The sequence below is a fragment of the Pseudidiomarina planktonica genome, assembly GCF_900177775.1.
Classification (GTDB): domain Bacteria; phylum Pseudomonadota; class Gammaproteobacteria; order Enterobacterales; family Alteromonadaceae; genus Pseudidiomarina; species Pseudidiomarina planktonica.
In genome coordinates, this window is sequence record NZ_FXWH01000002.1 from 202,061 (window position 1) to 214,679 (window position 12,619).

Here is a 12,619-nt window from a genome sequence, read left to right on the forward strand (position 1 = left end):
GATTTAAGCAGCGGAGATTACCATGAGTGATAAAATTGTTCAGCTAAGTGATGATACTTTTGATACCGATGTACTGAACGCCGACAAACCAGTGCTGGTAGATTTTTGGGCGGAGTGGTGTGGCCCGTGCAAAATGATCGCGCCAATTCTGGATGACGTTGCCAACGATTACGCTGGCAAGGTAACCATTGGTAAACTCAACGTCGATCATAACAACCAGACGCCACCAAAATACGGTATTCGCGGCATTCCAACGCTATTACTGTTTAAAAATGGCGAAGTTGCCGGTACCAAAGTTGGTGCACTGTCTCGTGCACAGCTAACTGAGTTTCTGGATCAGCACCTGTAACGAGTTCGAAAACGGCGCTCAACTGAGCGCCGTTTTGCTTTACAGTATCTTGTTACTTGAAAAGCTGGACGTTGTCTAAATTTGGTGGTACTTTCACCAGCGTACTTTTCTTCTGTGTTGCCAAATTCAATGCCTTACGGCAACCGGTTATGTTGACCTCCAGTTTCACCTGGCTCGTCAAACACAAAAACTAACTTAGCGAATCTAACCAATCGATAACCTCGAAAGCCCTCCTATGAATCTGACAGAACTTAAAAACACCCCAATTAGCGAGCTTGTAAAACTCGCAGACACTATGGGCCTTGAAAACATGGCTCGTATGCGTAAGCAAGACATCATTTTTGCTATCTTGAAAGCGCACGCAAAAAGCGGCGAAGATATTTACGGCGATGGTGTGCTGGAAATATTGCAAGACGGCTTTGGCTTCTTACGATCGGCTGATTCTTCTTACTTGGCAGGTCCGGATGATATTTACGTATCACCCAGCCAGATTCGTCGATTTAACCTACGCACCGGGGACACCCTGTCAGGTAAAATTCGACCGCCAAAAGAAGGCGAGCGTTATTTCGCACTGTTAAAAATTCGCGAAGTGAACTTCGACAAGCCAGAAAACTCCCGTAATAAAATCCTGTTTGAAAACCTTACCCCTTTGCATGCTGACGAACGTTTTCGCATGGAGCGTGGTAATGGCAGTACAGAAGATATTACGGCACGAATTCTGGATTTGGCCTCGCCAATCGGGCGTGGCCAGCGTGGCTTAATTGTGGCGCCACCAAAAGCGGGTAAAACCTTATTGCTGCAGAATATTGCGCAATCTATGGCCGCTAACCATCCGGAAGCTGTACTTATGGTACTGCTGATTGATGAGCGTCCGGAAGAAGTAACCGAAATGCATCGGTTGGTGAAAGGTGAAGTTGTTGCTTCAACCTTTGACGAGCCAGCTAGCCGTCACGTGCAGGTAGCCGAAATGGTTATTGAAAAAGCCAAGCGGTTGGTTGAGCACAAGAAAGACGTGGTTATTCTGCTGGATTCTATTACCCGTTTGGCGCGTGCCTATAACACCGTTATTCCAAGTTCAGGCAAAGTTCTGACTGGTGGTGTTGATGCCAACGCCTTGCACAAACCAAAACGATTCTTTGGTGCAGCCCGTAACGTTGAGGAAGGTGGTAGCTTAACTATTATCGCCACGGCCTTGATTGATACTGGCTCTAAAATGGACGAAGTAATTTACGAAGAGTTTAAGGGTACCGGTAACATGGAACTGCACTTAAACCGTAAAATTGCTGAAAAACGGGTATTCCCGGCCATTGACTTCAATCGTTCTGGTACGCGTCGTGAAGAACTGCTGACCAGCTCGGAAGAGCTACAGAAGATGTGGATTTTGCGCAAGATAGTTCATCCAATGGGCGAAATTGAAGCCATGGAGTTCTTGATTGATAAGCTGCAAATGACCAAAACCAACGACGAGTTCTTTGAAGCTATGAAGCGCCAAAGAAACGGTTAGGTTAAACAGGTTCTGAAAAAGCCGGTTGCTTACGCAATCGGCTTTTTTATTGGTGGCGGGCTGATTTAGGTTTAGGGCGCTTTCACTTCTTTGAGTACCGCATCAGCATATTCTTTGTCTTCTGCTGACGGCTGCATGCCATTGTCGACTTCCGCTTCGCTATCCAGCAGGGCTAAATCCGCCAGAAATGGGAAATGGTCTGAGCCAAATGCGGGCAAGCGTTTAATCTCTTTCAGGGCAAAGTGCTGGCTATGAAATAGGTGGTCTAACGGCCAGCGCAGAAACGGAAGCTTGGCGTGAAAGCTGTTAAACATGCCGCGCCCAACTCGCGGGTCCACTAATCCACTAATTTTACGGAATAAGCGGGTGGTGGAAGACCAGGCCACATCGTTTAAGTCACCGGCTATTATAATAGGGCCATCGTGGTCTTTAATGCGGCGCGCTACCAGTACCAATTCGGCGTCACGGTTTACCGACTTTTCATTTTCAGTTGGGCTGGGCGGTGCCGGGTGCAGGCAATGCATTTGTATTTTGCGGCCCGATGGCATGACCACATCAAAATGCATAGACGGCACTTCGGGTTCAATTAAATACTCAATGCTTTCCTGCTCCAGCGGCCATACCGAGTACACCAGCATGCCGTATAAATTATCCAGTGGGCAGCGCAGCACATGCGGGTATAGGTCACCTAAATCGTCTAGCTCTTTCATCCACCAGTTGTCGGTTTCTACCGCAATCAGAATGTCGGGGCGCTCGGTTTGAATGGTTTGTAGCAAGGTTTTCGAGCGACGGTTTGATTCCAGCACATTCACTGTCATTACCCGCAGATGGTCGCTGGCTGTGCGCTGTTTCGGTGAGTAAGTAATGACTTCCTTGCGGCACAAGGGGGTGTAGGGAAATATCCACCACAATTGATAGGCAGTGCATAGTAGCTGCACGGCTAGTAACAGCCAGGTAACTGTGGGGCTGAACGGCTCCTGCCAGGCGGTTAGCGCTAGTAAGGCTAGGCCTGCGGCAGTTTGTTGCAGACGCGGGAAATCCCAAACCCGGAAAAACCAGTGTGTTTTACGAGTTAACGGGAGTAGCGTAGTCAGCAGTAACATGACTGTGAGCGTAGCTATGATCCATAACCAGGCAGACATGGTAATCCTTTGGTTGTTATCGGTGCTTCGCGACTTGTTTTGGCGCGCAGAGGCACTGAAAAGCATTTTTAAACAGGTTATACTTCGAGCACATATAAGTACACGAGATGCTTCATGAAATATCAAGATTTACGCTATTTTATCACTCAGCTGGAAGCGCGTGGTGAACTCAAGCGTATTACACAGGAAATTGACCCTTATCTGGAAATGACAGAAATTTCCGACCGCACCTTAAAAGCTGGCGGTCCGGCGCTGTTGTTCGAGAACGTGAAAGGGCACGACATGCCGGTACTGGCGAACTTGTTCGGCACGCCCGATCGGGTCGCACAAGGTATGGGCCAGGAAAATGTGGCTGCGTTGCGTGATGTGGGTAAACTGCTGGCATTTTTAAAAGAGCCGGAGCCACCCAAGGGCTTCCGCGATGCGTTAAATCTGCTACCCATGTATAAAAAAGTCTTAAGCATGTCGCCCAAGCAGATAAAAAAGCCACCTTGTCAGGAAGTGGTGCTTAGCGGTGACGACGTAGATTTAACTAAGTTACCTATTCAACACTGCTGGCCAGGTGATGTTGCACCATTGATTACCTGGGGTTTAACCATTACCCGCGGACCGCACAAAGAGCGCCAGAATTTGGGGATATACCGCCAGCAACTACTGGGGCCGAACAAACTCATTATGCGTTGGTTATCACATCGCGGCGGCGCGTTAGATTTCCGCGAGTGGTGCCAGCAGTATCCGGGTGAAAACTTCCCGGTATCGGTAGCTCTTGGTGCTGACCCTGCAACTATTTTAGGCGCGGTAACGCCGGTACCGGATTCACTGTCTGAGTATGCCTTTGCCGGTTTGCTACGTGATGGTAAAACCGAAGTAGCTAAGTGCCTGAGTAATGACTTACAGGTGCCAGCGCATGCGGAAATTATTCTGGAAGGCTATATTGCGCCCGATGAAACCGCCGCTGAGGGCCCGTATGGCGATCATACCGGCTACTACAATGAAGTGGAAAAATTTCCAGTATTTACCGTAACTCACATTACGCACCGGAAAAAACCAATTTACCACAGCACCTACACCGGTCGACCGCCCGACGAACCAGCTATTCTTGGGGTGGCGTTAAACGAAGTGTTCGTGCCATTACTGCAAAAGCAGTTTCCGGAAATTACCGATTTTTATTTGCCGCCGGAAGGCTGTTCTTACCGCATGGCGATAGTGACCATGAAGAAACAGTATCCAGGTCATGCGAAACGGGTGATGATGGGCGTGTGGTCGTTTTTACGCCAGTTCATGTATACCAAGTTCGTTATTGTATGCGACGACGACGTAAATGCGCGGGACTGGAAAGACGTGATTTGGGCCATTACCACACGTATGGATCCGGCGCGCGACACCGTGATGATTGAAAACACCCCAATTGATTATCTGGATTTTGCCTCGCCGGTTGCCGGCCTTGGCTCAAAAATGGGTATGGACGCAACCAATAAGTGGGAAGGCGAAACCAACCGTGAATGGGGCGAACCTATAGTTATAGACAGCGCGGTAAAAGCGCGCGTAGACGAACTTTGGGATGAACTGAATATAGTGACAAAAAAGGATGACGAATGAAGCAACTGCAGGCATCGCTGGTAACCCTTGAAGCATTAACGCCGGCTGTATACCGGGTTGAGTTGGAACTTGCCGAGCGCATTCAGTTTGCCGGTGGCCAATATCTTCAGGTAGTCATGGGCGACAACGACAAGCGACCCTTTTCAATTGCATCCTGCCCGGGTGAAACTGATTTAGTGGAGCTTCATATTGGTGCAACGCCAGATAATGGCTACGCAATGGAAGTTATTGAAGCGCTACAGCAACAAGGCGAGCTGTTAGTTGAGTTGCCCTTAGGTGATGCCTCTTATCGTGCCGATAGTGAGCGCCCACTTATTCTGATTGCCGGTGGCACTGGTTTTTCCTATACCTGGTCGATTTTGCAGGCGCATTTAGCCAGCGCCAGTGAGCGCCCGGTAACTTTGTACTGGGGCGGACGTCGTCCGGAAGACCTGTATTTAGATGCCGAGCTGCAAGAGCTGGCAGCTGAACACAGCCAGTTGAGTTACCGCCCGGTAGTTGAAGAAGCCGAAGCCGGCTGGCATGGCGCTATCGGCTTAGTGCATCACACGGTGATGGTTGAGCAACCCGAGTTTGCCAAAGCCGACGTGTATGTGGCCGGGCGCTTTGAAATGGTGCGCGTCATTCGCGACGACTTTAACGCCCGCGGCCTGCCGCTGGACAATTTGTACGGTGACGCGCTTGCGTTCATTTAACTGGTACTTCCATCAACGGCGCGGCTGCGTTACAATCGCCGCGCAATACCAAGGGGTGTCTTCGGTTTATACCGACAGGCTGAGATGCGATAGCAAACCCTTTGTACCTGATCCGGTTCATACTGGCGTAGGGATGGTAGCTTTCATCGAGTCCATATTTATACCTGCCGTAACCGGATTATTTCTTAGCTTTATAACAGGAAATGATCCATGCAAAAAAAATATCTACATAGCGCTGTTGTAGCTGCGCTGCTAAGCACAACTTCTGTCACTGCCTTCGCTGACACTGATGCTATTGAGCGCATTACTGTCGCTGGCGAATACCGCACTAAAACCTTAAATGAAGTTCCGGCCAGTGTGACCGCGCTGAGTCAGGAAGACAGCTCACAACGTGCGGCTGTGCATTTAGAAACCATGTTCAACGCTATTCCAAACGTCAACTTTTCCGGCGGCTCGTCGCGTGCGCGCTTTATGCAAATTCGTGGCATTGGCGAGCGCAGTCAGTTTGTTGACCCCATTTCGCCGTCAGTTGGTATTTTCGTGGACCGTATTAATTACAGTGGTTTAGGCCAAGTCGCAAACCTGTTTGATGCCGGTCAGGTCGAAGTATTCCGCGGCCCGCAAAGTGGCCGTTTTGGTGCTGATGCACTGGCGGGCATGATTTACATCAGCAGCACTGAGCCGAGCAATGATTTTCGCGGTAAGTGGCAGGCTCAAGTGGCGAACTACGGCGAAGTTGCGGCCGGGCTGGCCATTGGTGGTGGCCTGGGTGCGCTTGGCGATGCGCGCTTAAGTGTGAACCAACTGAATAACGACGGTTTCACTGAGAATGCCTTTCTAAACCGCGACGATACCGAAAAACGAGCGGAATTAAGTGCACGCTTTAATCTGCATACGGATTTTGGCAACGACTGGTCGTTGCGCACCACCTTGCATGCGCACGACATGAATAATGGCTACGACGCCTTTTCGCTGGAAAATGACCGCACTACGTTGTCTGACCAACCTGGCGAAGATGATTTGCAAAGTCAGGCAGCGCGACTGGAGTTGCGCTATAGCGGCTTGGCCAGCAGTGAAATTCAAGTGTCGGTAAGCGGCATGACCGCTGACACTCAGTATAGCTTCGACGAAGACTGGACTTACGTAGGCATTGCACCGGGCTGGGAATATTCATCGTTTGACGCCTATGAGCGCGAACGTGATGACCGCACCATGGAGTTACGCTGGCTGTCCACCGAACCGGCTTCCTTATTTGGCAATGACACGGACTGGGTGTTCGGTGTGTATGACTATCGCCGCGATGTGAGCTTAACTCGTGATTATTTTAATTGGGATTTAGGCGAGCAAACCGTATTTAGTAGTGATTATGAAAGCCATCGTCAGGCTGTTTATGGCGAGCTGGTTCCTTACTTTAGCGAACAAACCTGGTTAACTCTGGGGCTTCGCGTAGAAAATTACGACAATACCTACCTGGATAGTAATCGAGTACAACAAAATCCGAGTGACACCATGTGGGGCGGACGCTTAAGCCTGAGCCACGCCGTGCGTGACAACTCTGTTATTTATACCTCGGTTACTCGCGGTTACAAAGTTGGCGGCGTGAATGGCGAAGCACTTGGCAAAGCACAAGACCAGGGGCTGGCAGAGCTGGAAGAGTTTCTGCTGCAGCAGGCCACCTTTGAACCTGAGCTGTTAACTAGTGCCGAGTTTGGTGTTAAGGGCAGCAATTTGGATAACAGCCTGGCCGTACGCATGTCACTATTTTATAACTGGCGTGACGATGTGCAGCTAAAAAGCTGGGTAAACCGTGATCAGTCATTTGTGGGCTACCTGAAAAATGCCGACAGTGGCGACAGCTACGGTATGGAAGTCGAGCTTGATTACCAGCCGAATGAGCAATGGCGTTGGTTCGCCAATGTTGGCTTGTTGCGTACTGAAATTCAGGGCTTTGTCACTGAAGACGGCATGGATATGAGTGGCCGCGATCAAGCCCATGCACCGGAGTATATGGCCAATGTGGGCGTGGAGTACTGGCCGCATGAGCAATGGCAGTTCAGTGTGCAGGCCGACGCTAAAGATGGTTTTTATTACTCGAATTCGCACAACAGTCAGTCTAATGATTACGCGTTGTTGCACGCACAGTTGAACTTCTTTACCGGTCCGTGGCAATTTAGCTTATGGGCGCGTAATTTGACTGATGAAGATTACGGCATCCGTGGGTTCTATTTTGGCAACGACCCGCGTGATGAATATGTGCCGGAAACCTATGTGCAGTATGGTGAGCCGCGTCGTTTTGGTATTCGTGTTAGCTACGAATTTTAAGGAGCATAGCCATGCAATTATCTATTGAAATGTCGCTGTATCCTTTAACCGATGAGTACATCCCGGTAATTAAGGAATTCATTGACCGGTTAAACAACCATGCTGGCTTAACAGTGCATACCAACACTATGAGTACTCAGGTATTCGGCGAGTTTGATGTGCTAATGCCCGTGTTTCAGGCCGAGTTAAAGAAAACTTACGAGAAAATCCCCAGCCAGTGTCTGGTGTGTAAGTTTATTAACCGTGATCTGGCGCCTGCTGCAGGTGCGCAAAACTAGTGGACTGGTTACTGGAGCAGTTGGCGCTCACCTCCGTTTGGGAATTAATAGCGGTGGTGCTGGCGCTGGCTTATTTGTTACTAGCGGCGCGCCAGAATCAGTTGTGTTGGCTAATGGCTTTTATCAGCTGTGGAATTTATTCACAGCTGATGTTTAGCGCACATTTGTATCTGGAGACTTTTTTACAGATTTGCTACGTGGTGCTGGCAGTTTATGGCTGGTGGCAGTGGCAATATGGTGCAGGTAAGGCCGCCACCGAACAGGGGGTGGTTAGCCAGGCACGTTTCAGTGCGCGTTGGCACTTAAACAGTTGTGTCATGCTGGCCGTTGTTGCTGCGGTGGTGGCGTTGCTGGCGGCTGAATTTACGGATGCCGATGCTGTATGGCTGGATAGTTTTACCACGGTATTTAGTTTATTTGCCACCTGGTTACTCACCCGCAAAGCCATCGAAAACTGGTGGTATTGGTTGGTCATTGACTCAGTTTACATATACTTATACGCCAGCAAAGGCTTTGTGGTGACCGCTGGCCTATTTGTAATTTATGTTATGCTCGTAATTTATGCCATTTGGCAATGGCGCACGACTCAGACCGAACCTGTTCAGGATACTACTGAAGCATGCAAACAGAATGGCTAACAACTCTTCCTCTGGCCGGACCTATAGCGATTGAACCCCTGTATGAAGGGGTTGCAAATCAAGTGTACAAACTCAATTCGGCCGACGGCATTTATGTGCTGAAGCACTTTTGCCATGACCACAGTTATGGCATGGACCGGGTGCTGGAAGTGAAAATGCAGGAACAACTGGCGCTGCAGAATATTGCGCCAGAGGTTCTGCACTTTGACCAGAACCGGGGTTTGTTGCTGCAACCTTATATTGAAGAACCCGATTTAAAGCATGCCGGCATGAATGAAGGCGATGCCATTCGTGGCCTGGCGGAAGCTTTGTCGCGAGTGCACGCAGTAAAAATATCGGCGCCCATGTGGTCGCTTCACGAACGCCTGAATACCTACTTGGAAGGCCTTGAGGTGTATGACGCCGACACCGCCCGGCAGTTTCGCCAGCGCCTGAAAAGACACCGGGGTATGTTGGATGCTTGGGGTGCTCGTCCGGTTTTCTGTCATAACGATTTAGCCATGCACCACGTGTTTAGCGGCAGCCCGATGCTGATTATAGACTGGGAGTATGCGGGTTTTGGTGAGCGCTTGTTCGATATTGCCAGCGCGGTATTAGTGAATAGATTAAGCAGTGCGCAATCAAATTCATTGATTCATGCGTATGAAGGTTATACCGGTGTCAGCCTGGATCGCAGTAGCTTAGAAAGCTGGGGCGAACTGGCTACGATCACCAATCAGTTGTGGTACGAGTTACACCATCATTTGCAAAAACTAAATCAATAATTCCAGCGGCAGCGCCTATGAGTAAGCAACCTGAGCTTAGTGAAAAATTATACGACGTGCTTGCGGAAGACGAAGACACCCGCGTGTGCAAAGACATTCCCGAATCTGCCTGCAATGACCAACCGCAGGCTTTTTTATATCATTTACTGGCGTTAACCCTGACTAAGTTAGGTGATTCGCTGGTGAGCGCCCGGTTGGTGTTGCCCTGGTTGTTATCCTCACTGGGCGCCCCCGGTGCCTTTATTGCTGCGTTGGTTCCTTTACGCGAGTCGCTGGCGTTATTACCGCAGCTGTTTGTTGCCCAGCGGATGCGTCAACAGCCCGTTCGTAAATGGTTTTGGGTAGCAGGTAGCATTGGTCAGGCGGCGGCGCTGGTGCTGATGGTAATGGGTGTTTTGACACTTACCGGCGCGGCGTTGGGTTGGATGATCATTGGCGCGTTAATCTTTTTTAGCCTGTCGCGTGGGGTGTGTTCCGTTGCGATTAAAGACGTGCAGGGAAAAACTGTATCAAAAACCCGCCGGGGGCGGTTGTCGGGTTTAGCTGCTGCATCAGCTGGCTTGCTGTCGGTTATAGTGGCCCTGGCAGTTATTCTGGTACCACGGTTTTTTGAAGTTAGCGGTGATGCCCTGCTGTTTGTTGCCTTGCTTGGCAGTGCAGCTTGCCTATGGGCTATTGCGGCCGGCGTTTATGCGCGGGTACCCGAGGTGCCGGGTGCCACCAGTGGTGGCGGTAACGGCATTGTAGAAGCCTTAAAATCGCTACGACTGGTATACACCGATAAACAATTTGGAAAGTTCGTGCTCACCCGGGCATTGCTGGTGTCTTCCGCGTTCGCTATTCCCTACCTGGTTGTTATAGTTGAACGCAGTGGTGACGGTGCCTTAACCAGTTTGGGTAGCATGATGCTGGCCAGCGGCCTGGCTGGGTTATTGGCTGGGCGGTTTTGGGGTAAGTGGTCAGACAAAGCCAGTCATCATGTGATGGCAGCGGCGGCTTTACTGTCGGTGCTGGTTATGGTTGCCGGGTTGCTGTTGTACATGTTCGCGGCACAGTGGTTAGCGCAAGGTGTTATAGCCGCATTGCTTATTTTTGTTGCCGCGGTTGCTCATCAGGGCGCCCGCGTTGGTCGTAAAACCTATCTGATAGACATGGCCGATCAGGACAACCGAGCACAGTTAACCGCCGTTTCTAACACGCTGATTGGTTTGGTGCTGCTATCAGGTATTTTGCTCGGTACTTTAGAGCAACTGGCAGGCGTTGAAGCGGTGCTTGGCTTTTTAATTGTGGCGGGTTTATTGGCGGCACTGCGTGCTCTGCGTTTGCCACAAGTTACTTAAGGCTTGCCGCGCATAAATTACAACCAAAAAAATACTCACGCAGCCGAAGCTGGGTGAGTATTTATACAATTAGATAGCTGAAAATTAAGCTATTATTTGCCGCGGATTAAACCGAATAATCCAATAATGACAGCAACAGCACCTGCAATCAGAAACCACATTGAGTTATCTGTAGGTTGTCCGGTCATCATTTCAGTTGCTTGAGAAGCCGCTGAATTGTAGGCTTCCCAGCCGAAATACAACAAAATCACACCCGCTACTAATAGCGCAATACCAATAATTTTATTCATAGCAACACTCCCGTGATTTCTATTATTTTCATTATGTCGAGCTTTCTTGCGCCTGAATAGACGACTATACCGCAAGTTTCAGCTTAGCAGCTTTTTCGAAAACCCCAAACAAAGGTTGTTACTAAGTTGTTATTCGCCCATGTACGAAGTTAACATCCAGGCAGTTTTTTCCTGTTCCTTGATGTAATCGCTCATTAAAGCGGAAGTACCTTCGTCGTCGGACTTGCCAGCCAATTCCAGAATTTCGCGCTGTAACCGGATAGTTATTTGATAGCTTTCCAGAATATTGCGCACGCAGGCCTCGCCGTCGTGAACGTCTTTCGCTTCACTAATCTCACTGTTCTTGATGTAAGTAGAGTAGGCGTGCTGTGGGCGTTGGCCCAGAGTTAAAATACGCTCTGCAATTTCATCAATTTTCATGAGCAAATCGTTATAGGTTTCTTCGAACTTGGCATGCAATTCAAAGAACTGCTGACCTTTGATATTCCAGTGGAAGCCGCGCACGTTCATATAAAAGATCTGATAGTTCGATAACAGCGCATTTAATTTGGTCGCAAGCGCTTCGGCTGAATCCTTGTCTAATCCAATCACGTTTAACTGTTTCATGTTTCACTCCTTTGTTTTTCAAAAGCTTAGGTAACTAATGACTCGAGTGTAGCACGGACTTAGATAATAAAAACCCGATTAAGTTCGATTGAATTCATCGAGTTTTCCGTCGCGAATATGAGCTTCGCCACGCTTCTTCGCCAATTGAATTTGTTTTTCGCGTTCGGCGTAACGGGCTTTCTGCTCCGCTGAGGTTTTATTCACACAATGTGGGCAACTGACCCCTTTTTCATAGTGCTCAGATGCTTTTTCGGCTTCAGTAATTGGCATGCGGCAGGCATAGCACTGGTCATATTCGCCTTGCTGCAGACCATGCTTCACAGTAACGCGTTGATCAAACACAAAACAGTCGCCCTGCCAGTTGCTGTCTTGCTCCGGAACTTCTTCCAGATACTTCAGAATGCCGCCTTTTAAATGATAAACTTCGTCAAATCCCTGTTCTTTTAAGTACGCAGTAGATTTTTCACAACGAATACCACCGGTGCAGAACATTGCAACTTTCTTATGTTGGTTCGGATCCAAATGGTCTTTCACGTACTGCGGAAACTCACGGAAGCTGTCGGTTTTGGGATTCACCGCGCCTTTAAAAGTGCCCACCGCATATTCATAGTCGTTGCGGGTATCAATTAACAACACTTCGGGATCGTTAATCAGCGTGTCCCAGTCTTTGGCTTCTACGTAGGTACCGACTATATTTTTAGGGTCCACCCAGTCCACGCCCATAGTGACAATTTCAGTTTTTAACTTCACTTTGGTGCGATAAAAAGCCTGCGTTTCACTGGGTGATTCTTTGTGCTCTAAATCGGCGAAACGCGGGTCGGATTTTAAGTAAGCTAGCACTGCGTCAAGGTCTTCACGGGTGCCGCAAATAGTGCCGTTAATGCCTTCGCGGGCAAGTAGCAGGGTACCTTTAACGGAGTGGGAAACTAACTTTTGGTATAACGGCTCACGAAGAGCTTCGTAGTCGTTGAGTTCGACAAACTTATAGAGCGCTGCACAAATGTACATCGAGGTTTCCTTCTATGGCTGTTCGGATCGCAAATCCGAGGCTTAAAAATCGCACCTATTATAACCAAATGTCGCAGTAGAAGG

The 12,619-nt window shown here is 49.1% G+C and carries 13 protein-coding genes and 1 riboswitch; of the genes, 9 read left to right on the forward strand and 4 right to left on the reverse strand.

Going from position 1 to position 12,619, the window contains the following annotated elements; genetic code table 11:
• Positions 1–22 precede the first annotated feature (22 nt).
• The gene (gene trxA, locus CCE91_RS09705) at positions 23–349 is read left to right on the forward strand and encodes a thioredoxin TrxA (protein ID WP_086435085.1); all 327 of its coding nucleotides are present in this window, start codon (positions 23–25) and stop codon (positions 347–349) included.
• Positions 350–584: 235 nt separating this feature from the next.
• The gene (rho, locus tag CCE91_RS09710) at positions 585–1,853 is read left to right on the forward strand and encodes a transcription termination factor Rho (RefSeq protein ID WP_086435086.1); all 1,269 of its coding nucleotides are present in this window, start codon (positions 585–587) and stop codon (positions 1,851–1,853) included.
• 71 nt (positions 1,854–1,924) lie between these two features.
• On the opposite strand, the gene CCE91_RS09715 is transcribed toward rho, so the two are convergent.
• A complete protein-coding gene (locus CCE91_RS09715; protein ID WP_086435087.1) occupies positions 1,925–2,995 on the reverse strand; it encodes an endonuclease/exonuclease/phosphatase family protein in 1,071 nt (356 codons plus the stop codon).
• A 114-nt stretch (positions 2,996–3,109) separates the two neighbouring features.
• On the opposite strand from CCE91_RS09715, the gene ubiD reads away from it, so the two are divergent.
• The 7 genes from ubiD to CCE91_RS09750 all read left to right on the forward strand — a co-directional run bounded on the left by ubiD (position 3,110) and on the right by CCE91_RS09750 (position 10,631).
• Complete coding sequence (ubiD, locus tag CCE91_RS09720) at positions 3,110–4,594, forward strand: 4-hydroxy-3-polyprenylbenzoate decarboxylase (protein WP_086435088.1); 1,485 nt, start codon at positions 3,110–3,112, stop codon at positions 4,592–4,594.
• Positions 4,591–5,289 (forward strand): NAD(P)H-flavin reductase, encoded by a 699-nt coding sequence (gene fre / locus CCE91_RS09725; protein WP_086435089.1) that lies wholly within the window; start codon positions 4,591–4,593, stop codon positions 5,287–5,289. Before ubiD ends, fre begins: the two co-directional genes overlap by 4 nt.
• A 41-nt stretch (positions 5,290–5,330) precedes the next feature.
• A riboswitch (TPP riboswitch) is annotated at positions 5,331–5,440 on the forward strand.
• Between the two features lie 59 nt (positions 5,441–5,499).
• Positions 5,500–7,611, forward strand: a complete 2,112-nt coding sequence (locus tag CCE91_RS09730) for a TonB-dependent receptor (RefSeq protein WP_086435090.1) — start codon at positions 5,500–5,502, stop codon at positions 7,609–7,611.
• Between the two features lie 11 nt (positions 7,612–7,622).
• Complete coding sequence (locus tag CCE91_RS09735; RefSeq protein ID WP_086435091.1) at positions 7,623–7,889, forward strand: hypothetical protein; 267 nt, start codon at positions 7,623–7,625, stop codon at positions 7,887–7,889.
• On the forward strand, positions 7,889–8,527 hold the full coding sequence (gene pnuC / locus CCE91_RS09740) for a nicotinamide riboside transporter PnuC (RefSeq protein ID WP_086435092.1): 639 nt from the start codon (positions 7,889–7,891) through the stop codon (positions 8,525–8,527). The genes CCE91_RS09735 and pnuC overlap by 1 nt, the downstream gene beginning before the upstream one ends.
• Positions 8,509–9,291: a phosphotransferase gene (locus tag CCE91_RS09745; RefSeq protein ID WP_086435093.1), complete on the forward strand. Its 783-nt coding sequence runs from the start codon at positions 8,509–8,511 to the stop codon at positions 9,289–9,291. Before pnuC ends, CCE91_RS09745 begins: the two co-directional genes overlap by 19 nt.
• Before the next feature lie 17 nt (positions 9,292–9,308).
• Positions 9,309–10,631 (forward strand): MFS transporter, encoded by a 1,323-nt coding sequence (locus CCE91_RS09750; RefSeq protein ID WP_086435094.1) that lies wholly within the window; start codon positions 9,309–9,311, stop codon positions 10,629–10,631.
• Between the two features lie 92 nt (positions 10,632–10,723).
• Here CCE91_RS09750 and CCE91_RS09755 read toward each other — a convergent pair whose 3' ends face one another.
• The 3 genes from CCE91_RS09755 to trhO all read right to left on the reverse strand — a co-directional run bounded on the left by CCE91_RS09755 (position 10,724) and on the right by trhO (position 12,535).
• Positions 10,724–10,921 (reverse strand): DUF3185 family protein, encoded by a 198-nt coding sequence (locus tag CCE91_RS09755; RefSeq protein ID WP_086435095.1) that lies wholly within the window; start codon positions 10,919–10,921, stop codon positions 10,724–10,726.
• A gap of 129 nt (positions 10,922–11,050) precedes the next feature.
• The gene (locus tag CCE91_RS09760) at positions 11,051–11,527 is read right to left on the reverse strand and encodes a Dps family protein (protein ID WP_086435096.1); all 477 of its coding nucleotides are present in this window, start codon (positions 11,525–11,527) and stop codon (positions 11,051–11,053) included.
• Positions 11,528–11,605: 78 nt separating this feature from the next.
• Entirely contained in the window at positions 11,606–12,535 is a 930-nt protein-coding gene (trhO, locus tag CCE91_RS09765; RefSeq protein ID WP_086435097.1) for an oxygen-dependent tRNA uridine(34) hydroxylase TrhO, read from the reverse strand.
• Positions 12,536–12,619: the final 84 nt, after the last annotated feature.

Excerpts from the sequence above, each read along its gene's own strand:
- trxA (WP_086435085.1), top strand. The coding sequence starts at position 23 with ATGAGTGATAAAATTGTTCAGCTAAGTGATGATACTTTTGATACCGAT.
- rho (WP_086435086.1), top strand. The coding sequence starts at position 585 with ATGAATCTGACAGAACTTAAAAACACCCCAATTAGCGAGCTTGTAAAA.
- CCE91_RS09715 (WP_086435087.1), bottom strand. The coding sequence starts at position 2,995 with ATGTCTGCCTGGTTATGGATCATAGCTACGCTCACAGTCATGTTACTG.
- ubiD (WP_086435088.1), top strand. The coding sequence starts at position 3,110 with ATGAAATATCAAGATTTACGCTATTTTATCACTCAGCTGGAAGCGCGT.
- fre (WP_086435089.1), top strand. The coding sequence starts at position 4,591 with ATGAAGCAACTGCAGGCATCGCTGGTAACCCTTGAAGCATTAACGCCG.
- CCE91_RS09730 (WP_086435090.1), top strand. The coding sequence starts at position 5,500 with ATGCAAAAAAAATATCTACATAGCGCTGTTGTAGCTGCGCTGCTAAGC.
- CCE91_RS09735 (WP_086435091.1), top strand. The coding sequence starts at position 7,623 with ATGCAATTATCTATTGAAATGTCGCTGTATCCTTTAACCGATGAGTAC.
- CCE91_RS09745 (WP_086435093.1), top strand. The coding sequence starts at position 8,509 with ATGCAAACAGAATGGCTAACAACTCTTCCTCTGGCCGGACCTATAGCG.
- CCE91_RS09750 (WP_086435094.1), top strand. The coding sequence starts at position 9,309 with ATGAGTAAGCAACCTGAGCTTAGTGAAAAATTATACGACGTGCTTGCG.
- CCE91_RS09755 (WP_086435095.1), bottom strand. The coding sequence starts at position 10,921 with ATGAATAAAATTATTGGTATTGCGCTATTAGTAGCGGGTGTGATTTTG.
- CCE91_RS09760 (WP_086435096.1), bottom strand. The coding sequence starts at position 11,527 with ATGAAACAGTTAAACGTGATTGGATTAGACAAGGATTCAGCCGAAGCG.
- trhO (WP_086435097.1), bottom strand. The coding sequence starts at position 12,535 with ATGTACATTTGTGCAGCGCTCTATAAGTTTGTCGAACTCAACGACTAC.